Here is a 21,069-nt window from a genome sequence, read left to right as displayed (position 1 = left end):
TCTATTAAATAATTTCTTTTGAAAGAAACTCTTCATAAAACGCTTTTAATTTATTGCTTTCGCGCACAACTTCTCCTAAAACGATAATTGCCGGAGAACATAATTCTTTTTCCTTTACAATTTCTAAAATTGAATCAACTGTTCCAACACCTGTTTTCTCCTCCTTTGTTGTTCCGCTTTGAATGATGGCAACTGGCAGATTCCCTTTGTTCTCTTTTTGAAACAAATCGATAATCTGAGGCAGTTTATGCATTCCCATCACGATTACAACTGTTGCAGAAGACTGTGCTGCCAAAGCAACATCAGCTGATAATTTCCTGTCGGAAGTTGTTCCTGTAATTGCCCAAAAGCTTTCTGAAACACCTCTTTTTGTAATGGATATTCCCTGACTTGCCGGAACAGCTAATACAGATGAAATTCCAGGAACTATAACCGTCTCAATTCGGAAACTTTCTGCGTATTCTATTTCCTCGCTTCCTCTTCCAAAAATAAACGAATCCCCACCTTTTAACCGAACTACATTTCCATACGTCAGCGCATTATCCACAATCAACTGATTAATCTGATCTTGCGTGTAAGCATGGTTTCCTATTTTTTTTCCAACAAAAATTCTAATGGCATTTTTAGGAGCATGACTTAAAATTTCATCATTTGCTAAAGCGTCGTACAAAACCACATTCGCTTCAGCCAGTGCCTTAACACCTTTCAGTGTAAGCAATTCCGGATCGCCGGGACCTGCACCGACTAAAGTTACTTTTGGTTTTATAGTATTATGCATTGGCTAATTCCTGTGCTCTGTATTTTTCTATAATTGCAAAAAATGCAATTCCTTCTTCAATATATTGTTTTGCGAATGCTTCAGTTGGTTCATTTTTATTGATTTGATAAACCAGTTCTTTGAATGCTGTTGGCAATACAATTTTAGTGCTTTCAACAAAAACAGTATCAAATAAATCAACGATTCCAGCGTGATTGTTTGTTTTTTCATTTTCAGAAAGCAACAATGCTTTTGCGCCATTTACAAATGCAGAATAGCCATGGTAAATTGCATCTGCCCATTTTCCTTCGTCAAAAGATTCCTGTGCAAATGTTAATTTGTCTTTAGCTTCTAATAATAAAGTAGCCACCAAATCAATTACAACTCCGGCACATTCTCCAACTCCAACCGCTTTTACATAATTGTCTGCATTACCCCAATCAATAAAATCAGCTTCAGTTAAATTGGTTACGTCTGCAAAAGGTTTTAAAATTTCATAGAAATATTTCTCTCCTTTAGCATCATAATAATTAAGGAATTTATCTCCTTTTCCATTGGCATCAAAATCATTTAAAATAGTTCTTAATGCATCTGGTCCTCTACGGCTTGGAATTTTGATTACTTTATCAGCGAAACGTCCTTCTCCGTTTCCTAAACGTCCTCCACCTAATAAAACCTGTAAAGCCGGAGCTACTAATTTTCCTGAGTTGATAGACATTCCCTGAAATCCGATTGCAGACATATTATGCTGTCCACAGGCATTCATACAACCACTGATTTTGATTTCAATTTCGCTGTTGTTGCTATATTGTGGATATTCTGCTTTGATTACTTTTTCTAATTCTTCCGCAATTCCGGTACTGCTTGCAATCCCCAAATTACAAGTGTCGGTACCAGGACACGCAGTGATATCACCGATAGTATTGTAACCTAAAGCTACCATATCTAATTTGGCTAACTCCTGGTAAAAGAAAGGTAAATTTTCTTCTTTTATATGACGGATTACAATGTTTTGACGCAATGAAAAACGCAATTCATTTGCTCCGTAATTCTTAATTAAATCAGCTAATAATCTCGCTTTATCAGTATAAAAATCACCTAATAAAACTTTAATTCCGATTGCGTAATAACCTGCTTGCTTCTGAGCAATTACATTGGATGCTTTCCATGCTTCATAGGCTGCTGCATCATCAATTGTTACTTGTGGCACCTCTAAAAGAGGCTCCTGAATTGATCCTTCAAAAGCAGTGGTGTCAATTTCGTATGTTTCAAAAGCGATTGCTTTTTTCTCTTTTTCAACCAAATCAAGGAACACATCTTTTCCAATTTCTTTGATTAAGAATTTCATACGGGCTTTCATTCTTTTTGCACGTTCACCGTATCTGTCAAAAATACGGATGATTCCTTCTGCTGTCGGGATGATTTGGTTAACCGGAATAAACTCTGAAAGCAATTCTGCATGCGCTGGCTGAGATCCTAAACCTCCTCCAAAAACTACTTTGAATCCTTTTTTTCCGTCTTTGATTTTAGGAATAAATCCTAAATCGTGTAAGTAGCTCAATGCAGTATCTTCATCAGAAGATGAGAACGAAATTTTGAATTTACGCCCCATTTCCTGACAGATTGGATTTCTTAATAAGTATTGAAACATTCCGTGTGCATAAGGAGTCACATCAAACGGCTCGTTGACATCTACACCTGCTAACTCACTTCCTGTAATATTTCTAACCGTGTTTCCACAAGCTTCACGTAATGTAATATCGTCTTTTGCCAATTCTGACCAAAGTTCAGGTGTTCTGTCCAGACTTACGTAGTGAATCTGAATATCCTGACGTGTTGTAATATGCAAACGTCCTGTAGAATATTTGTCTGATACTTCGGTAATTCTTCTCAATTGCTCGCTGGTCACTTTACCATAAGGCAATTTGATACGAATCATCTGAACGCCTTCCTGACGCTGTCCGTATATTCCTCGCGCTAAACGAAGACTGCGAAAACGCTCATCATCAATTTTTCCTCCACGGAATAAATGAATCTTTTTTTCTAAATCGATAATCTCTTTCTGAACTACCGGATTTTCTATTTCTGTTCTAAAACTTTCCATTTCTCTTTAGTTGTTGGTTGTTCGTTTTTGGTTGTTGGTTATTGTTGAAACTATCAACTAAAAACCATCAACTATCAACTGTTTATTGAATAAACCCTACTCCTGCTGTTGTATTGGTTACGGCATCAATTAAAATAAAAGCTCCGTTTGATTTATTTTCATTATAAGAATCAAAATACAAAGGCTTGCTTAGTTTGATATTTACTTCTCCTATTTCATTAATTGCTAATTGTGAAGCGGGAGTTGTTCCTGAATAATCAGTCGCAATAGTATTTTTAACACTCTCAATTTTGGCTAAAACCCTGTTTGTATTGTGCTGTACAAAATATTTAGTTCCCGGAACCAATTTTTTACTGTCCATCCAGCAAATGGTGGTTTCAATATCTTTTTCAATTTTTGGAAGTTCAGATGATTTTACGATCATATCACCTCTCGTTACATTGATATCATTTTCTAATTCAATTGTAATTGAAGAACCTGCAACAGCCTCATCAAATTGTTTATCGAAAAAGTGAATGTTTGTCACTTTTGATTCTGTTAAAGAAGGCAAAACCGTAACGGCATCCCCAACTTTAATTGAGTTTCCGTATAATTTTCCGGCATACCCTCTAAAATCATGGTATTCTTCTGTTTTAGGACGAATAACCGTCTGAACCGGAAAACGTGCTTTTCCGCTTTCAAAAACATCTGAAGAATGTAATCCTTCTAAATGCTCTAGAATAGTTTGCCCCTGATACCAAGGCATTCCGTCTAATTTATCCACCACGTTATCTCCTGTCAAAGCACTTAACGGAATATAACTTACGTTTTGTTCTTTGAAAGTACTTTTTGCGTTCAATGCCTGAAAATCGGCTTTGATTTTATTGAAAACTTCTTCTGAATAATCAACTAAATCCATTTTGTTAATTGCTACAATTACCTCTTTTACTCTCAATAAATTGTTGATAAAAAAGTGACGATACGTTTGCTCAATTACCCCTTTTCTCGCATCGATCAAAATAATAGAAACCTGAGAAGTTGAAGCTCCTGTAACCATGTTTCTCGTATATTCTACGTGTCCCGGAGTATCGGCAATGATGTAACTTTTCTTTGCAGTCGAAAAGTAAATATGTGCTACGTCAATCGTAATCCCCTGCTCTCTTTCTGCTACTAATCCGTCAGTTGCCAAAGAAAAATCCAGGTAATCGTATCCTTTTTGTTTACTGCTTTTTTCGATTGCTTCGATTTTATCTGTAGTCAATGATTTTGTATCGTACAATAATCTTCCGATCAAAGTACTTTTTCCATCATCTACACTTCCTGCTGTTGCTATTTTTAAAACGTCCATTCTAATATTTTTGTTTCAGGTTTCGAGTTTCAGGTTTCTTCTGAAAACTTAAATCTGTATGTTTTTGATTCTTTTAATTTATAATTGACAATTATTAATTTACAATTAAAAATATCCTTGTTGTTTTCTTTTCTCCATTGCTGCTTCAGAGCGTTTGTCATCGATTCTGGCTCCTCTTTCAGAAATGGTAGATTCTCTGATTTCACCTACTACTTCTGCAATAGTTGCTGCATAAGATTCAACAGCTGCTGTACAACTCATATCTCCAACGGTTCTAAAACGAACGATTCTTTCTTCGATTTGCTCGTCTTCTTCCTGATAAACAAAAGGAGAATGTGACCAGATTAAACCGTCTCTTAAAAACACTTTTCTTTTATGTGAAAAATAGATTGATGGAATTTCGATGTGTTCTTTTTCAATATAACTCCAAACATCTAATTCCGTCCAGTTTGAAATTGGAAAAACACGAACGTTTTGTCCATTTTCGATTTTACCATTCAAAATATCAAATAACTCAGGTCTTTGATTTTTTTCGTCCCATTGTCCAAAATCATCACGAACAGAGAAAATACGTTCTTTTGCTCTTGCTTTTTCTTCATCACGACGCGCTCCACCAATACAAGCATCAAACTTAAATTCTTCGATTGCATCTAAAAGCGTAGTTGTTTGTAAGCTGTTTCTACTGGAATATTTACCTGTTTCTTCCACTACTTTTCCTTCATCGATAGCATCCTGAACATTACGAACGATTAATTCTAAGCCTAATTCTTCAACCAATTTATCTCTGAAAGCAATGGTTTCAGGGAAATTGTGTCCTGTATCAACGTGCAATAGAGGAAACGGAATTTTAGCAGGGAAAAATGCTTTTTGCGCCAAACGTACTAATGTAATAGAATCTTTTCCGCCTGAGAAAAGTAAAACCGGTTTGTCAAACTGAGAAACAACTTCTCTAAAGATGTATATCGCTTCACTTTCTAAAGCATTTGTTTTTAATACTGAACTCATTTTTGATATTTTATTTGATATTTTATACTGTTTCAAGTTTTAGGTTTCAAGTTTCTTAACCAGATCTAATACTTTCCACTTTTATTTTATTCTCTCTCTTCTTGCTTCTCTACTCTTTCTTAATACCGTGCAAACCACATTCTTTGTGACTTGATTCCCAATACCATCTTCCAGCCCTGATATCTTCTCCCGGAAAAATAGCTCTCGTACAAGGTGCGCAACCGATACTTACAAAGCCTTTTTTATGTAATGCGTTTTGAGGGACATTGTTTTTCTGTAAATAATCTTCAACTTCCTGCAAAGTCCATCTTAATAACGGGTTGAATTTGATAATGTCAAAGCCTCCGTCATATTCAAAAAGTTGCAAATCGTTTCTGTTTTCTGATTGCTCTGCTCTTAAACCCGTAATCCAGACTGCATTTCCTGCCAAAGCTTTTCGCAACGGAACCACTTTTCGGATAAAACAGCATTCTTTTCTGTTTTCAACCGAATCGTAAAAGCTATTCGGGCCTTTTGTCTGAAGCAAATTTTCAACCGCTGTCGCTTCCGGAAAATAAACCTCAATATGTTTTTTATATTTTTTTAATGTCTTATGGAAAACATCATAAGTTTCCTGAAACAATCTTCCTGTGTCTAAAGTAAACACCGTAATATCTGTGTTACTTTTTGCAATGAAATCCGTAATTACCTGATCTTCCTGACCAAAAGATGTAGAGAAAATTACTTTTCCCGGATATTCTGCAGCCAGAAAAGTAAAAGTCTCTTCAATTGAAAAATCTTTCGTTTTATCTAACAGTGATTGTATAATTGTCGCACTCATAATTCTCTTTCCTTCCTAAAAAAAATTTACAATAATTTAGATAATGTTTTTAAACTCAACAAAATAATTAATACTCCTACTGCAATCATCATTGGTTTTCTTTTGATTTTGTTAACCAAATAAGCAGCTAATGGAGCAGCTAGAACTCCTCCTAAAATCAATCCTATAATGATTTGCCATCCTGCAATTCCTCCGAAAAGCATAAATGTAATTCCGCTTGCAAATGAAACCGCAAATTCTGCTGCATTTACAGAACCAATTGTATAACGTGGGTTTCTGCCTCTTCCTAATAAAGTTGAAGTAACAATTGGTCCCCATCCGCCACCTCCTACAGAATCCATAAAACCTCCAAAAGTAGCCAGAATTCCTAATTTTTTTGTTTTCTTTTTAACGATACTTTTTCTTGAGGCTTTTCTAATGATTATCAATGCCAGAACAATCATATAAACAGCAATAAACGGCTTTATAAAATCACCATCAATAACATCGGACAACAAATATGCTCCTGTTACGGAACCTAAAACACCCGGTATCAATAAGTTTTTTACCAGTTTTTTATTGATATTTCCAAATTTATGATGCGATATTGCAGATGCTCCTGTCGTAAACATTTCTGCTACGTGAACTCCTGTGCTACTAATTACAGGCGGAACACCGTAAGCCAATAAAAATGAAGTTGAAGTCGCGCCATAACCCATTCCTAAAGTACCGTCTACCAATTGCGCAAAAACACCAATTGCAAAAAAACTAAAAACTCCTGATTAAATCCTCCAATAAATCCTTCCCATGAAAACTCGGCATGATGATTATAAATCAGCGTACTTAGCAAACCTATTAATAAAACAACAGGTATCCCTATCCATAACTTTTCTTTTATCGATGCAAAAAACTTAACATCAACAGTATTAATTTTTAATTCTTTCTCCATAATTACAGGGTTTCCTTGCTAAAATCCATTACCCTATCGGGTTAGTAGATTGAAAAGCAAAATTACTACTTATTTCTAAATATCAAAACAATTCTTTAACTTTTTACACTTCTAAACTTCTTAAAATCAAATTTTAAGGATATTTTAATAGGTTAATAAATAAATTCAATAAATCTAAAATCATATATCATTGTTTTTAAGACACATATACTCAAAATTATTTAAAGTTTCAAAGATACACTTTTAAAGCCTACCATTTCCATAGGATAATTATAAAATTGTTTCTATTTTTGCGCCAAACTTTTATTTATGGATTTTCAAATAGGTTTAGTTATTGCAGGTTTAGTTGTTGGCTTTGTAGTAGGCCTAACAGGAGTTGGAGGTGGCTCTTTAATGACACCAATTTTATTATATTTTGGTATCCCCCCGACAAAAGCTGTAGGTACGGATTTACTTTATGCTGCTTTTACCAAAATGGGGGGGGTATTTGTGCACAATAAAAAAAGTAATATAAACTGGTCCATTACAGGCTGGCTAACCTTAGGAAGTGTTCCGGCAGCCTTACTGACTTTATGGATTCTAAATAATATTAAAACAGATGTTGAAACTGTAAATCAGGTTATTAAAAAAAGTTTAGGCTGGGCGTTACTTTTTACATCGGTAGCTATTATATTTAAACAAAGGATATTAAAGTTTTCTCAAAAACATGCCGGTGATAAATTTCACAGCGAAAGCACCACTCAAAATATGCTGACCATCGCAATTGGTGTTTTATTAGGCGCCACAGTAACTCTTACTTCTATTGGAGCCGGCGCATTAGGTACAGTTACATTATTCTTTCTGTATCCTTTATTACCAACACCACGTTTAGTGGGAACTGAAATTGCACATGCTGTTCCGTTAACATTAGTTGCGGGCGTTGGACATGCCTCAATGGGAAACCTGGATTTGATATTATTGGGACAATTGTTATTGGGATCTCTTCCGGGTATTTTTATCGGAAGTATGCTAAGCGGAAAAGTTCCGGATCAATTTCTTAGAAACGCAATTGCAGTCATGCTTTTTTTAGCGGGATATAAATTGATTTTTTAGATTAAAACATACATAAAAATGACCATTTCTGAAATTTTTAGAAATGGTCATTTTTTATTATTAATCTGGTAAAATTAAAATGCAATATCTGCCAAAGAATTGCTTTCTAGTATTTTGAGTGTATTGTCACGAACTTCAGTCATCAGACGTCTTGCAGCACAAGTAGTCTCATCATCGCAATCATCGCACTTTTCATAAAAATTATGGCTTGCACAAGGCAACAGTGCTATTGGACCTTCAAGAATACGATAGACTTTTGCCATACTGATATCTTTTGGTTCTTTAATCAGATAATAGCCTCCGCCTTTTCCTTTTTTGGCACCCAAAAAACCGGAGTTTCTCAACAGTAATAAAATACTTTCCAGGAATTTAATTGAAATATGTTCGTTTTTGGCTATCTCAGCAATTTGAACCGGCTCATTATTTTCGCGTCTGGCCAAATATGTCAAAGCTTTAATTCCGTATTTTGTTTTCTTTGAAAGCATTTTTAAGATTTAGATTGTAAACTGCTTTTAATTTTTTATTATTCGCTTAGCTAAATAAGCAGCCCACTTTTTTATGCATCAAAAATAAGCTTTTTAAATGGAAAAAAACATAAGGTAAAATGTTAAATACTACAATACCTATCAAATTACTTCTTTACTTCCAATTAAATTAAATTCATGAAATAACTTTACTTCATTTTCTAAATCTTTTTTGTTTACAACATAGGTATTAGAAATAGAGTCATGCCAGCCTCTGCTTCCTAAAAAGGAAAAGCCGTCAAAAGGAATTAACCGGCATAATGTTCTTTTAAGAATAATTCCGAACGAAGGTTTTTCTCCATTTTCATCTACAACAACAGTTCCTGTAATTAATTTACCCAAAGATCTTCCAAAAAGACCTTCAGTAAGTGAATAATAAAAAATAGAAATTACCACAAAAATCAATTGCCCTTCCCAATCACTCAAATTCCCCATCCACAATAAGAATTCATTTAAATCCAAAAGACTTGCCAGGACAGCAAAAATAAAAGACAAAGCAAAGATTAAAGCAATGATGACAACAATATCTAAAATATAGTTTAGAAAACGGCTTCCGCTAGAAGCTAATAATTTGTCATCAAGAATATAAGTAGAGTTACTCATGAGTTAGGTATTTGTTATTTGTTAGTATAAACTTCGTATAAAAAACAAAAATATACTTTTTGTAATAACAAACACTAAAATCAAATGACGATTTAATAGTAAAAATTACCATTAAAATCGTCATTTCTATAATTGAAATAATTACCTAAGGAATTCAAAATCAGGAAAGGGCTTGCTCTAAATCAGCAATAACGTCTTTTACTGTTTCCAAACCTACAGAAACGCGCACTAAACCTTCCGTAATTCCAACAGCTAGTTTCTCTTCCAAAGATAATTTGCTGTGTGTAGTTGATGCCGGATGCGTAACAATTGTTTTTACATCACCGATATTTGCTGAAAGTGAGCACAATTGAATTTTATCCAAAAATTTACGTCCTGCTTCGATTCCGCCTTTAATTTCAAATGCAATAATGTTACCTCCTAAAAGCATTTGCTTTTTGGCAATTTCATATTTTGGGTGTGATTTCAAGAAAGGATATTTCACACTGTTTACATTTGGGTGACTTTCTAAAAATTCGGCAACTTTTAAGGCATTTTCGCAATGTCTGTCAACACGAACAGCCAAAGTCTCTAAACTTTTTGACAATACCCATGCATTAAACGGAGACATTGCCGGACCTGTATTTCTTGAAAACAAATATATTTTACGAATTAACTCTGCATCACCAACCGCAACACCTCCTAAAACACGTCCTTGCCCATCCATTAATTTTGTAGCAGAATGAACTACGATGTGCGCTCCGTATTTAATTGGCTGTTGAATATATGGCGTAGCAAAACAGTTGTCAATTATTAAAATCAGATTATGTTTTTTGGCTATTTGTCCTAATAATTCCAAATCAATTACATCAACACCTGGATTTGTAGGCGTTTCAGCGTATAAAATTTTAGTATTTGATTTGATAAAACCTTCTATGGTTTCCGGTTTATTGATATCAAAATAAGTGGTTTCTATATTCCATTTTGGAAAATAAGTCATAAACAACGCGTGAGTTGAGCCAAAAACACTTCCTGCAGAAACAATATGATCTCCTGAATCCAACAAAGCCGCAAAAGTCGAATAAATCGCTGCCATACCCGTTGCAAAAGCGTATCCTGCCTCTGCACCTTCCATAGCACAAACCTTATCTACAAACTCTGTTGTGTTTGGATTACTGAAACGTGAGTAGATATTACGTACTTTTTCTTCAGTGAAAGACGCTCTCATATCCTCGGCATCTTCAAAGACAAAACTTGAAGATAAATACAAAGGAGTTGAGTGCTCCTGAAATTGTGATTTCTCTAGATGTGTTCTGATGGCCTGAGTTTCAAAACCAAATTCTTGTTCGTTCATTTTATTTGTTTTTCTTGTTTCAAGTTTTAAGTTTCAAGTTTTTTGCAATCGGCAATAACCAGCACTTAAAACTCAAACTGTTTAGAGTTGATATTCAATGTTTATTTTGAATTATCTCATTCTCTAATTTTCTAATTATTTTATTTTTCTAATTATTTTATTTTTCTAATTCTACACCGTTCAAAATTACCTTGTAGTGTATCGTGGCAGTTGGTTCTACTGTTTTAGAAACTGAGCAATATTTTTCGAAAGATAGTTGTGCCGCTTTTGCAGCTTTATCTTCTTTGATATTTCCTTCCAAAGAAAAAACTACATAAATATCTTTAAATGGCTTTGCTTCTCCTACCTGTACGCGCTCGCCTTCAACCTCAGCTTTAAAAGAAGTGATTTCCTGACGTTGTTTCTTAAGTATTGAGATCATATCAATTCCGCTGCAGCCTGCTACACCCATCAAAACCAATTCCATTGGGCTTGGCCCCATATCATTACCCCCAAATTCAGGTCTCGCATCTACATTTACTAGATGTCCACGTTCATTTTTTAATTGAAAATGGAAGTTTTCGTTTACTCTGTCTAATGTTATTTTCATTGTGTTGTTGTTTTTTGTTTTTTATTCTTGTCATTGCGAGGAACGAAGCAATCCACTAACAATTACACAAAGCTTGATTTTGCAAATGTGATTGCTTCGTTCCTCGCAATGACAATCTAATCGAATTACCCTTTATCCGACAATCTCAAAATATCTCCAAAAACGCCTCTTGCGGTAACCGCTGATCCCGCTCCGGCTCCCTGAATTACAATTGGTCGGTCTCCGTAAGATTCTGTGTAAATTTCGAAGAAAGAATCAGAGCCTTTTAATCCGCCAAGAGCTGTATCTGATGGCACTGAAACCAATTTCACTTCCAGATTTCCTTTGTCATTCTGCAAATCTCCGGACAATTCACCAATATATCTTAAAACGTGATTTGGTTTTTGGTCGGCTTTTATTTTGTCGTAAATCGGATCAAATTCTTTTAATTTGGTTAAGAAATCGGCAACATTTCCTTCACGTAAATGTTCCGGAATTAAATTCTTAATAGAGATTTCTTCAAATTCATTCTGTAAATCTAATTCTCTTGCCAAAATCAATAATTTTCTTCCCACATCGTTTCCGCATAAATCTTCACGAGGATCTGGTTCTGTATATCCGTTATCAATAGCTTCCTGCAGGATTTCACTAAACGGAGCCTCTTTTGCAGAGAAATTATTAAATAAATAGCTCAATGTACCAGAGAAAACACCTTTTATCTTAGTGATGTTCTCACCAGAAAGATGAAGTAATTTTATCGTATCAATTAAGGGTAAACCTGCACCAACATTAGTTTCGTATAAATAATTCTTTTGGTTTTCAGCCAGAACTTTTCTTAGTTCCTTATAAAAACCATAACTCAGTGTATTAGCCACTTTGTTCGAAGAAATTAAATCGAAACTGCTTTCAGCAAGCTTGATATAATTTTCTACAAATGCTGCACTTGCCGTATTATCTATCGCAATTAAATTTTCTAAATGGTATTTATCTGCGTAATCGATAATATCCTGAATCGTATAATCAAGTCCTTTTTTCTCAATTTCATTTTTCCAGTCAGAAGCTACACCGTTTTTATTTAAAATCAATTTTTTAGAATTCGCAATTGCAAAAACATTCAGCTTGATATCCTTGCGCTTTTCGATAGCATCCGCTGATTCTAAAATTTGGTTGATCAGCGTTCCGCCAACCAATCCATGTCCAAAAATCGCAATATTGATTTTCTTGGAAACTCCGAAAATCTCTCCGTGAATTACGTTTAAAGCTTTATTCAGCTCCGATTTTTTAACAACCAAACTCACGTTTTTACCCGTAACGGTGTTGTTAAATAATATTGGAACAATTTTATTTTTGATTAATGCTGTATAAGGCTTATGGAATGTGCTCAAATCCTGACCAATAATCGAAATAACCGAAACATTATCTGTTACCGTAATCTGATTTACATCTTTCGAATAAAAATCATTTTCGAATTCTTTCTCCAATTCCACCATTGCCGTAGTTGCTTTATCTGTAGCAACCACAAGTCCAATTCCTCTTTCTGAAGAACCCTGCGAAATAATACTTACACTGATATTGTGATCTCCCATTACTTTGAAAATTCGGGCATCAACTCCTGCTTTTCCAAGCAATCCGCGTCCTTCAAGATTCAAAAGGGAAACGTTTTCAAGAACCGAAAGTGTTTTGATCCCTTCTTTAGTCGAATCAGAAGTGATTAAAGTGCCGCGATTTTCATGATTGAATGTATTTAGGATTCTAAGCGGAATATTTTTTTCCAACAAAGGAATAATTGTTTTCGCATGTAGAATTGTAGCCCCGAAATTGGCTAATTCATTCGCTTCATTGAATGATAAAAATTCGATTTTTTTAGCATCTTCAACTAAATCCGGATTTGCGGTATAAATTCCGTCAACATGCGTGAAATTTTGTAATTCTTCTGCATTCAAATAATTGGCAATTAAAGAAGCAGTATAATTACTGCCGTTTCTTCCTAAAGTTGTGGTATCGTTGTTGTTATTAGAACCAATAAATCCAGTTATGACATTAACAGTTGCATTGTGTTCTTTAAAATAATTAACCACATTTTTTTTGGAAAGCTGTTCCAAAGGCTGCGCATCACCAAATTTAGAATCTGTTTTAAGCAAATCCCTTGAATCGGTAAAATTCGCCGGAATACCTTTTTCAATCAAAATAGCCGTTAATAATTTAGCCGAAAGCAATTCACCTTTAGACAAAATCTGATCTTTGATTTTATTGCTGTAATCGCCAATGAGACTTACCCCTTCGTATAATTTGTCCAGAATAGTAAATTCTTCCGATAAATCAACCTGTGGATAATCTGAGACCTGATAGGCTTTGAAATTTTCTAATAATCGTTTGTAATCACCGTTTTTAGCAGCGATTTTTAAAATATATTCTAATTCATCTGTAGCATTTCCTCTTGCAGAAACTACTACGGCAATTTTTTCGCCCTGATTTACTTTCTCGGCAATGATTGAGACAACTTTGTTAAGTCCTTCTCCGTTTGATAATGATTTACCACCAAATTTTAATATTTTCATTGTATCTTTTTATTATTTCTGCTAAAAAAATAGCAGCAAGTAAATTATCTAATTGTTTGTACTCGATTAAAAAAGCGTCATGGCCGTGAACCGAATTTATTTGGCTGTAAAAAACATTTTCCTTGAACTTTTTTAATTCATTATAGGTTTCCAGATTTTCTTTTGGTGTAAAAAACAAATCTGAATCGATTGCAATAATGTGAATAGCTGCTGGTGTTTTAGAGAGCAGCGTTTCAAAATCATCACTATTTCTCGTAATATCTATGGTTTTCAGCAACTGGTTCATCAATTTATAAGAGGAAAGCTGATAACGTTGCTGCAACTTTTTACCATGATGTGCCAGCCAGCTTTCTATATTAAAAATCAAAAGATCCTGATTAATCGTGCGCTGAAATTTTTCTTTGAATGATTCTGGAGAACGATAACACAACATCGCATGAATTCGGGCATCTTCAATTGGTTTTGACGAATTGTTCAGGATTTGTTCCTGTAAAAAACAGTTGGCAATCATCCAGTCGGTGGATTTCCAGTCCGTTGCAATCGGAATTAAATTTTTGGTGATGTTCGGAGCCAATGCCAGCATTTCCCAGGCAATTCCGCCACCAACTGAACCTCCGATAATAGCGTACAACTCTTTGATTTGCAAAGTTTCAATTCCCTTCAAAAAGATTCGTGCGACATCCCTTGCAACGAAATCCTGATAATTTTCGATACTAAAAGAATCACTTCCGTTGCCCGGAATATTAAATGCCAGAACGGAGTATTTATTGGTATCAATTGTTTTTCCTTCACCAACTAAATCATTCCACCAGCCATTTTCTCCGGTAACCTGAGCATTTCCAGTTAAGGCATGATTAACCAAAACAACAGGTGCAGTATGTAAAGGCAGTCCAAAAAGCGCAAAACTTAAGGGCAATAAATTATATAAGACACCACTTTCGGTAGTGAAATTTTGTAATATGATAGGGTTTGGTATACTTTCCAATTTCAAATCTTTTATTTTTTGATTTGTATATGGAAATATTAGAAAGAAAGTCTGGAACGACTGGAAAACTCTTTTTGTTATCTTTCCACGTTGGGCGTGGTAGAATGCAGCACCTTCTTCGCTTTACCGAAGGGTTGCTAAGGATTCATCGGGTCTAATCCCTCGTCCTTTCTTTATAACATTTCAATACGTTTCTGAACTTAACGGTGCAAATTAACTACTAATTTCTTAAACAAACAAATTTATCTCAAGAGATTCTTTTGCTTATTCAATATATCACAAATAAAAACTATTGTACGCAAAAAATTACCGAACAAAAATGCCCAGTAAAATTAAGCAGGTACTTACCTATTTGAAATGCTTTTTGACTTAGATAAAAAGCGTTTCATTTTCTTTTGAATACATTAAAAACAATAAAGAGTCTGGATTTTTCTTTTCTGTTTTAGTATTGTTTTCAGTAACTCCAAATCTTGGATGTATCAATTCATTTTTTGGCGGCGGGTTATTTTTTTTAGTCCTTATTTTTTTCAATGCAGAAATCTTTTTTGCCAAGTAGTTCAAAGTGCTCATGATATTAGTGTTTAGTTTGTTTGTTTATATTGAATTATTTTTTCTCTTTTATTAAGTCCTTTAAAACAAAAGACCCTTTTGGTTTCAGATGCCAAAAGGGTCAAGTTATTTTAACTTACAATACTTTTGGAATCAACAGACGCATACGCGAATAGATGCGACATTGAACATCTTGTTCATCTGAAGGGACTTATTCATCTGTGATTTATTTGTTATTTTAAAAAATTCTAGCATTTTGTCGTATAATTAAAAAAGCCTCTCAAAATATTTTGGGAGGCTTTGCTATATTTGATATTGTTCTTACAATTTTTAAGCAATAGACACCCCAAAGGTTTCTTTCGAAATGGCGCAAAACATTTTATAGGAATTAAACATATCTTCAGTAGTTTTTGGGTTTAACAAATATGCGAAAGTTTTTTTTATTTACCAAATAATTACGCACAAATTCAATAAAAAAACAATTTTTTAACGTTATAAACATCTTACAAAAATTACATCGTTTGAAATCCACGTTAAAACTTACAAATAACTTTATTCGCTCATTAGCTTTCTCCATAAATCAGTCTTTCAAAGAACATTGTTACAGAATACCCTTCTAAATTATGCTTAAAAATGTAATTCAAAAAAAAAAAAATCACCTTTGGTAAATGAATACCAGAGGTAATTTTTCAAACAAAAAACAAAAAAACTTTAATTTTTATTAAAGACTGTATTCGATTTGGCAACACTTGCAAAAACGGTTTTCAAATCTGCAATTAAATCTTCTATATCTTCAATACCTACTGAAAGGCGGATCAGATCTTTTGAGACTCCTGTTTCCAGCTGTTCTTCATCTGTTAATTGCTGATGAGTAGTACTAGCCGGATGAATAATAAGCGATTTCGTGTCACCAATATTGGCCAAAAGTGAGAATAACTTTGTTTCATCAACAACTTGTTTGGCTGCTTCATAACCTCCCTGCAAACCAAAAGTAATAATCCCGCTTTGACCTTCCGGTAAATATTCCTGAGCTAAATCATAATATTTACTCGATTTTAATCCGGGATAATTTACCCAGACCACCTGATCTTGTTTTTCTAACCATTCCGCTAAAGCCAACGCATTTTCGCTGTGTTTTTTAATTCGGATTGGCAAAGTTTCCAGTCCCTGAAGAATTTGAAAAGCATTGAACGGACTCAAAGCCGATCCGAAGTCGCGTAATCCTTCAATTCTTGCTTTTGCGATAAAGGCAGCATTTCCCAGCGCTTCGTGATAAACAAGTCCGTGATATCCGAGTGAAGGTTCTGTAAATTCAGGAAATTTTCCGTTAGACCAGTCAAAAGTTCCGGCGTCAATAATAACACCACCCAATGAAGTTCCGTTACCAGAAAGATATTTAGTCAATGAATGAATGACAATGTCTGCACCATGTTCAATTGGATTTAACAAATAGGGAGTGGCAACTGTATTATCTACAATAAAAGGGACTTTGAAGTTTTTGGCTTCTGCAGAAATTGCTTTTAGGTCCAATACATCTAATTTTGGATTCCCAAGTGATTCTACAAAAAAGGCTCTGGTATTTTCTTTTGCTGCTTTGGTAAAGTTTTCTGCTTTTGAAGGATCTACAAAAGTGGTTGTAATTCCTAAGCGAGGTAAAGTGACTTTCAAAAGATTATACGTACCTCCGTATAAACTATTTGAAGCTACAATATGATCTCCGGATTTTAGAAGAGTCAATAAAGTTGTAGAAATTGCAGCTGCTCCTGAAGCTGTTACGACTGCTCCGATTCCCCCTTCAAGCGAAGACAGTCTTTGCTCTAACACGTCATTAGTCGGATTATTTAATCTTGTATAAATAAATCCCGCCTCTACCAAACCAAATAAATTGGCAGCATGGTCCGAATTATTAAAAACATACGATGATGACTGGTAAATTGGTACTGCTCTTGTTCCAGCGTTTTTAGTAACGTCATGTCCTGCGTGTAGTGCGTTTGTTGCGAATTTTTGTGTGCTCATGATTTCTTAGTTTTTTAAGTATTAATACTATTCTATTTTTATTATTCTTTTATTATAATTGATTTTCGATACTGAATTTTTAAATAAAGAGATTTTCATTTTCAGCAGAATACATATGCGCAAGCAGTGAATGTGTCCCGTCTGAATATAATTTACCTTTTTGTAAACTGAAGTTTGATTTTTGATTTTGAACTATTCCAAGAATATTTTTGGGTTTAATTGATCTTAAGATTCTATATATAATTTTCATGATTTTTAATTTTAAATTAAAGCAATAAAAAAAGCCCTTTCAGATGGCGGCCGAAAGGGCTATAGTAGGAACTATAACAAAGATTTATCTTTACTTTCAGCAGCAGTGCAGGATACACATAGGCATCATACAACATATCATCATTTTATTTGCTACTGAATTACTCATTTTTATTTTATATTTTATTTTCTAGTTAAACTCAAAAAAAAACCTCTACAAATTGCAGAGGTCTTATTGTTATTTTTAGTTTTTTAATTCTAAACAATAGTGTACCCCGCGGAAGTTTCCGACATCATGCAACACATATTTTTAGCAATTAAATTCATTTTTCTTATTATTTCTCTTGCAAATTTGAGAACTTTTTTTCAAACCGCCAAACAAAAAGTAAATTAATTTCAATTAACCTATCAATTTACTATACTAATGTTAAATTTATCTCTAAAAAAATAAAAAAAGTTGAACTTTAATTTGCAAATCAAAATCGTTTTGTACTTTTGCACGCGAATACAGAGGAAAAATTTGAACTGATTGCAACCTCTTCATAATGAAATGGTTCGTTATGAATACTGAAAGACAGATTTCGGTAGTAAAAAATGCTAAAGCAGAAACTCTTCTTTAGACATTTTCAGCAATTATTTTACTCGCTTAATTTTAATTTAATACATTATTATGGCTTATTTATTTACGTCAGAATCTGTTAGTGAAGGGCATCCGGACAAAGTTGCAGATCAAATTTCGGATGCATTAATTGATAACTTCTTAGCATTTGATGCTGACTCAAAAGTTGCATGTGAAACTTTAGTTACAACTGGTCAGGTAATTTTGGCCGGAGAAGTAAAATCGAATACGTATCTTGATGTACAGCAAATCGCGCGTGAAGTAATCCGTAAAATTGGATACACTAAAAGTGAATATATGTTTGAGGCGAATTCATGTGGAATTCTTTCAGCAATTCACGAACAATCAGCAGATATCAACCAAGGTGTTGACAGAGCTAAACCAGAAGAGCAAGGTGCAGGAGATCAGGGAATGATGTTTGGTTACGCTACAAACGAAACCGAAAACTACATGCCATTGGCACTAGATTTATCTCATAAATTATTACAGGAATTAGCTATTTTAAGACGTGAAAATAAGGAAATCACTTATTTACGTCCTGATGCTAAATCTCAGGTAACTTTAGAATATAGTGATGATAACAAACCAACCCGTATTGATGCGATTGTTATCTCAACACAGCATGATGATTTTGATGAAGAAGCTGCCATGTTAGCAAAAATCAAAAAAGATATTATTGAAATTCTTATTCCAAGAATTATTGCTAAAAACCCAGAGCACGCTCATTTATTCAACGATAAAATCAACTACCATATTAACCCAACAGGAAAATTCGTTATTGGAGGGCCTCACGGAGATACTGGTTTAACAGGAAGAAAAATTATCGTTGATACCTACGGTGGAAAAGGTGCTCACGGTGGGGGTGCTTTCTCTGGAAAAGATCCAAGTAAAGTAGATAGAAGTGCTGCTTATGCAACACGTCATATCGCTAAAAACTTAGTTGCTGCGGGTGTTGCTGACGAAATTTTAGTTCAGGTTTCTTACGCCATTGGAGTTGCTGAACCAATGGGGATTTTCATTGAAACTTACGGAACTTCTAAAGTAAATTTAACTAATGGTGAAATTGCTAAGAAAGTACAAGAGTTATTTGACATGCGTCCTTACTTTATCGAACAAAGATTAAAATTAAGAAACCCAATTTACAGCGAAACTGCTGCATATGGACACATGGGACGTAAACCAGAAACGGTTACTAAAACTTTCTCTGCTCCAGGAGGAAATGAAAAGACAGTTACTGTTGAATTGTTTACATGGGAAAAACTTGATTTTGTAGACAAAGTAAAAACTGCTTTTGGATTATAATTTAGATTATTAGACTTACTTAGATTGCTAGACAACTTAGGATAATTCGACATAAAAAAGCCCGATTTCTACTTTTGAAATCGGGCTTTTCGTTTTATTGAAGTGAGAGTTTATCTCTCTAATTTTACATTCGGAAGCGTTTTCGGACGGCCTTGATCGTTAGATAAAACCCATCCTGTGCGATATATCCATTCGGTCATTTTATGCAATTTTACGAAATCAATATTTTCTGATTCATCCATCGGTGTGTGATATTGGCTATGTAAAACACTTGTAAAAAAAACAGCTGGAATCCCTTTGCGCGCATAAGGCAAATGATCGGAACGGAAATAAAAATACTCCGGGTGTTCCGGTCTGTCCCAAAGTTTGTCAAGTTCAAATTTTGGGCCTTCATCATTCGCTTTTTTTGCAATTGCTACCAAATCGGATGAATTTTCATGAGGTGAACTTGAGCCCAATAACGCTGCCTGATTTACATTATTTCTTCCAATCATATCACCATTTAAAACAGCAATAATATCTTTTTCAGGAACAGTTGGATGAGATGCGTACCAGCTCGAACCTAACAAACCTCTTTCTTCAGAACCATGAAAAACAAACAAAGCTGTTCTTTTCCCCGGTTGTTTTTTATACGCTCTTGCAATGGCCAGCATCGCCACACAGGTACTTGCATTATCATCGGCGCCATTGTAAATGGAATCCTGACCGTACTTTTGACGTACACCATCATGATCCTGATGACCGCTAAAAAGCACATACTCCTTTTTAAGCTTCGCATCTGTTCCTTCAATTTTTCCAACCACATTTACAGATGGATATTTATACGTTTCAGAAACCACTTCTGTAGATAATAAATCTTTAGTCGTTTTTAAATATTCTAACTGATCATTATGAACCCAAAACGCAGGCATTCTTGGAGGCACCGGTATTTTATCCCTGAAACCTTCAATTCCGTAAACACCTCTTGTCATCTGCGGTTCGACTTGTGACCAGCTTTGTTCTCCTAATTCATCAGCTACAAGTATTAGTGCTGCTGCCCCTTTTGAAAGTAATAAATCGTAATATTTTTGCTTCACCAAACCTGGGTAACGTCTGTCAAAAAGAGAAATTTCATCTGAAATTCCTTCTTTGGAAGCTAAAATAACAACAGCTTTTCCTTTTATATCTGTTTTTTCAATTTCTTGTTTTGTTGCCGCTCCTAAATACACTAATGGTGCATCAACTTTTATATTTGTAGTTTCTGCTACTAAAACCTCACTCCATAATTTATAAGATTTCTGACCAATTTTAAACTTTGTATTTGCTGTAACCTGATGCCTGTATAAATCGAAAAACTGAAAATACGTTCCGTCATCACCCGCGGGAGCCATTCCGGCTTCTTTGGCTTTATTGGCAAGCCACATCGATACTTTAAGTTCATCTAAAGTTCCTGCTTCACGACCATTGAAATGATCGCCCGCCATTTGGTACATATCATTTCTGAGATCTTTGTCTGTAATAGCTGAAATCAAAGGCTTTTTAACTGCTTGTGAAAACATCACACTGCAGGAACCAATTAAAAATAAAATTAATTTATATTTCATATCCATTCATTTAGAATTCCAAAATTAGTCATTTAAAAATTAAACTCATTTCGGTTAAAATCAATATTTTAGAAACCATTAATTCTAACGATTCTAAATTTTCTTGCGAAACGGTTTCTAGCCCTGATGGGAATGGCATCCTTTTTC

General features: G+C 34.4%; 18 protein-coding genes and 1 riboswitch. Of the genes, 2 read left to right on the top strand and 16 right to left on the bottom strand.

Annotation, left to right across the window (positions count from 1 at the left end; translation table 11 throughout):
- Positions 1–4: 4 nt before the first annotated feature.
- The 7 genes from cobA to P5P89_RS11680 form a co-directional block, all read right to left on the bottom strand.
- On the bottom strand, positions 5–778 hold the full coding sequence (gene cobA, locus P5P89_RS11710; RefSeq protein WP_278008495.1) for a uroporphyrinogen-III C-methyltransferase: 774 nt from the start codon (positions 776–778) through the stop codon (positions 5–7).
- On the bottom strand, positions 771–2,861 hold the full coding sequence (locus P5P89_RS11705) for a nitrite/sulfite reductase (RefSeq protein ID WP_278008494.1): 2,091 nt from the start codon (positions 2,859–2,861) through the stop codon (positions 771–773). Before P5P89_RS11705 ends, cobA begins: the two co-directional genes overlap by 8 nt.
- A gap of 82 nt (positions 2,862–2,943) precedes the next feature.
- The gene (locus P5P89_RS11700; protein ID WP_278008493.1) at positions 2,944–4,188 is read right to left on the bottom strand and encodes a sulfate adenylyltransferase subunit 1; all 1,245 of its coding nucleotides are present in this window, start codon (positions 4,186–4,188) and stop codon (positions 2,944–2,946) included.
- A gap of 105 nt (positions 4,189–4,293) precedes the next feature.
- On the bottom strand, positions 4,294–5,193 hold the full coding sequence (gene cysD / locus P5P89_RS11695) for a sulfate adenylyltransferase subunit CysD (protein ID WP_078227138.1): 900 nt from the start codon (positions 5,191–5,193) through the stop codon (positions 4,294–4,296).
- A gap of 109 nt (positions 5,194–5,302) precedes the next feature.
- Positions 5,303–6,013, bottom strand: coding sequence for a phosphoadenylyl-sulfate reductase (locus P5P89_RS11690; protein ID WP_278008492.1), 711 nt, complete (start codon positions 6,011–6,013; stop codon positions 5,303–5,305).
- A gap of 26 nt (positions 6,014–6,039) precedes the next feature.
- Positions 6,040–6,732 carry a sulfite exporter TauE/SafE family protein gene (locus tag P5P89_RS11685; protein WP_278008491.1) on the bottom strand — a complete coding sequence of 231 codons (693 nt, stop codon included), beginning with the start codon at positions 6,730–6,732 and terminating at the stop codon, positions 6,040–6,042.
- Entirely contained in the window at positions 6,726–6,941 is a 216-nt protein-coding gene (locus P5P89_RS11680) for a hypothetical protein (protein ID WP_278008490.1), read from the bottom strand. The genes P5P89_RS11685 and P5P89_RS11680 overlap by 7 nt, the downstream gene beginning before the upstream one ends.
- A 309-nt stretch (positions 6,942–7,250) precedes the next feature.
- On the opposite strand from P5P89_RS11680, the gene P5P89_RS11675 reads away from it, so the two are divergent.
- A complete protein-coding gene (locus P5P89_RS11675) occupies positions 7,251–8,033 on the top strand; it encodes a sulfite exporter TauE/SafE family protein (RefSeq protein WP_278008489.1) in 783 nt (260 codons plus the stop codon).
- 74 nt (positions 8,034–8,107) lie between these two features.
- Here P5P89_RS11675 and P5P89_RS11670 read toward each other — a convergent pair whose 3' ends face one another.
- From P5P89_RS11670 to P5P89_RS11635, 8 genes are all read right to left on the bottom strand, one after another.
- Positions 8,108–8,518 (bottom strand): RrF2 family transcriptional regulator, encoded by a 411-nt coding sequence (locus P5P89_RS11670; RefSeq protein WP_110305759.1) that lies wholly within the window; start codon positions 8,516–8,518, stop codon positions 8,108–8,110.
- A gap of 141 nt (positions 8,519–8,659) precedes the next feature.
- Positions 8,660–9,160 (bottom strand): RDD family protein, encoded by a 501-nt coding sequence (locus tag P5P89_RS11665; RefSeq protein WP_223679339.1) that lies wholly within the window; start codon positions 9,158–9,160, stop codon positions 8,660–8,662.
- A gap of 160 nt (positions 9,161–9,320) precedes the next feature.
- The gene (locus tag P5P89_RS11660) at positions 9,321–10,493 is read right to left on the bottom strand and encodes a trans-sulfuration enzyme family protein (protein WP_278008488.1); all 1,173 of its coding nucleotides are present in this window, start codon (positions 10,491–10,493) and stop codon (positions 9,321–9,323) included.
- Positions 10,494–10,650: 157 nt separating this feature from the next.
- Positions 10,651–11,082: an OsmC family protein gene (locus P5P89_RS11655; protein ID WP_278008487.1), complete on the bottom strand. Its 432-nt coding sequence runs from the start codon at positions 11,080–11,082 to the stop codon at positions 10,651–10,653.
- A gap of 125 nt (positions 11,083–11,207) precedes the next feature.
- A complete protein-coding gene (gene thrA / locus P5P89_RS11650; RefSeq protein ID WP_278008486.1) occupies positions 11,208–13,619 on the bottom strand; it encodes a bifunctional aspartate kinase/homoserine dehydrogenase I in 2,412 nt (803 codons plus the stop codon).
- Positions 13,594–14,604, bottom strand: coding sequence for an alpha/beta fold hydrolase (locus P5P89_RS11645; RefSeq protein WP_278008485.1), 1,011 nt, complete (start codon positions 14,602–14,604; stop codon positions 13,594–13,596). Before P5P89_RS11645 ends, thrA begins: the two co-directional genes overlap by 26 nt.
- A gap of 74 nt (positions 14,605–14,678) precedes the next feature.
- A riboswitch (SAM riboswitch) is annotated at positions 14,679–14,786 on the bottom strand.
- A gap of 187 nt (positions 14,787–14,973) precedes the next feature.
- Positions 14,974–15,174: a hypothetical protein gene (locus P5P89_RS11640; RefSeq protein WP_278008484.1), complete on the bottom strand. Its 201-nt coding sequence runs from the start codon at positions 15,172–15,174 to the stop codon at positions 14,974–14,976.
- 690 nt (positions 15,175–15,864) lie between these two features.
- Complete coding sequence (locus tag P5P89_RS11635) at positions 15,865–17,169, bottom strand: O-acetylhomoserine aminocarboxypropyltransferase/cysteine synthase family protein (protein WP_278008483.1); 1,305 nt, start codon at positions 17,167–17,169, stop codon at positions 15,865–15,867.
- 919 nt (positions 17,170–18,088) lie between these two features.
- Here P5P89_RS11635 and metK point away from each other — a divergent pair.
- The gene (gene metK / locus P5P89_RS11630; protein WP_278008482.1) at positions 18,089–19,339 is read left to right on the top strand and encodes a methionine adenosyltransferase; all 1,251 of its coding nucleotides are present in this window, start codon (positions 18,089–18,091) and stop codon (positions 19,337–19,339) included.
- Between the two features lie 110 nt (positions 19,340–19,449).
- Here the strand turns inward: metK and P5P89_RS11625 are convergent, their stop codons facing one another.
- On the bottom strand, positions 19,450–20,922 hold the full coding sequence (locus tag P5P89_RS11625; protein ID WP_278008481.1) for a M28 family metallopeptidase: 1,473 nt from the start codon (positions 20,920–20,922) through the stop codon (positions 19,450–19,452).
- Between the last annotated feature and the right edge of the window lie 147 nt (positions 20,923–21,069).

This window comes from Flavobacterium gyeonganense, assembly GCF_029625295.1.
In the GTDB taxonomy this organism is placed as follows: domain Bacteria; phylum Bacteroidota; class Bacteroidia; order Flavobacteriales; family Flavobacteriaceae; genus Flavobacterium; species Flavobacterium gyeonganense.
The sequence above is the reverse complement of the archived record's forward strand: the minus strand, read 5'-3'. Positions and strand labels throughout refer to the sequence as shown.

Bases quoted from the DNA above. Each gene is read 5' to 3' on its own strand.
- P5P89_RS11635 (WP_278008483.1), bottom strand. From the start codon at position 17,169: ATGAGCACACAAAAATTCGCAACAAACGCACTACACGCAGGACATGAC.
- P5P89_RS11640 (WP_278008484.1), bottom strand. From the start codon at position 15,174: ATGAGCACTTTGAACTACTTGGCAAAAAAGATTTCTGCATTGAAAAAA.
- P5P89_RS11705 (WP_278008494.1), bottom strand. From the start codon at position 2,861: ATGGAAAGTTTTAGAACAGAAATAGAAAATCCGGTAGTTCAGAAAGAG.
- P5P89_RS11675 (WP_278008489.1), top strand. From the start codon at position 7,251: ATGGATTTTCAAATAGGTTTAGTTATTGCAGGTTTAGTTGTTGGCTTT.
- P5P89_RS11665 (WP_223679339.1), bottom strand. From the start codon at position 9,160: ATGAGTAACTCTACTTATATTCTTGATGACAAATTATTAGCTTCTAGC.
- thrA (WP_278008486.1), bottom strand. From the start codon at position 13,619: ATGAAAATATTAAAATTTGGTGGTAAATCATTATCAAACGGAGAAGGA.
- P5P89_RS11670 (WP_110305759.1), bottom strand. From the start codon at position 8,518: ATGCTTTCAAAGAAAACAAAATACGGAATTAAAGCTTTGACATATTTG.
- P5P89_RS11660 (WP_278008488.1), bottom strand. From the start codon at position 10,493: ATGAACGAACAAGAATTTGGTTTTGAAACTCAGGCCATCAGAACACAT.
- metK (WP_278008482.1), top strand. From the start codon at position 18,089: ATGGCTTATTTATTTACGTCAGAATCTGTTAGTGAAGGGCATCCGGAC.
- P5P89_RS11680 (WP_278008490.1), bottom strand. From the start codon at position 6,941: ATGGAGAAAGAATTAAAAATTAATACTGTTGATGTTAAGTTTTTTGCA.
- cobA (WP_278008495.1), bottom strand. From the start codon at position 778: ATGCATAATACTATAAAACCAAAAGTAACTTTAGTCGGTGCAGGTCCC.
- P5P89_RS11700 (WP_278008493.1), bottom strand. From the start codon at position 4,188: ATGGACGTTTTAAAAATAGCAACAGCAGGAAGTGTAGATGATGGAAAA.
- P5P89_RS11655 (WP_278008487.1), bottom strand. From the start codon at position 11,082: ATGAAAATAACATTAGACAGAGTAAACGAAAACTTCCATTTTCAATTA.
- P5P89_RS11690 (WP_278008492.1), bottom strand. From the start codon at position 6,013: ATGAGTGCGACAATTATACAATCACTGTTAGATAAAACGAAAGATTTT.
- cysD (WP_078227138.1), bottom strand. From the start codon at position 5,193: ATGAGTTCAGTATTAAAAACAAATGCTTTAGAAAGTGAAGCGATATAC.
- P5P89_RS11625 (WP_278008481.1), bottom strand. From the start codon at position 20,922: ATGAAATATAAATTAATTTTATTTTTAATTGGTTCCTGCAGTGTGATG.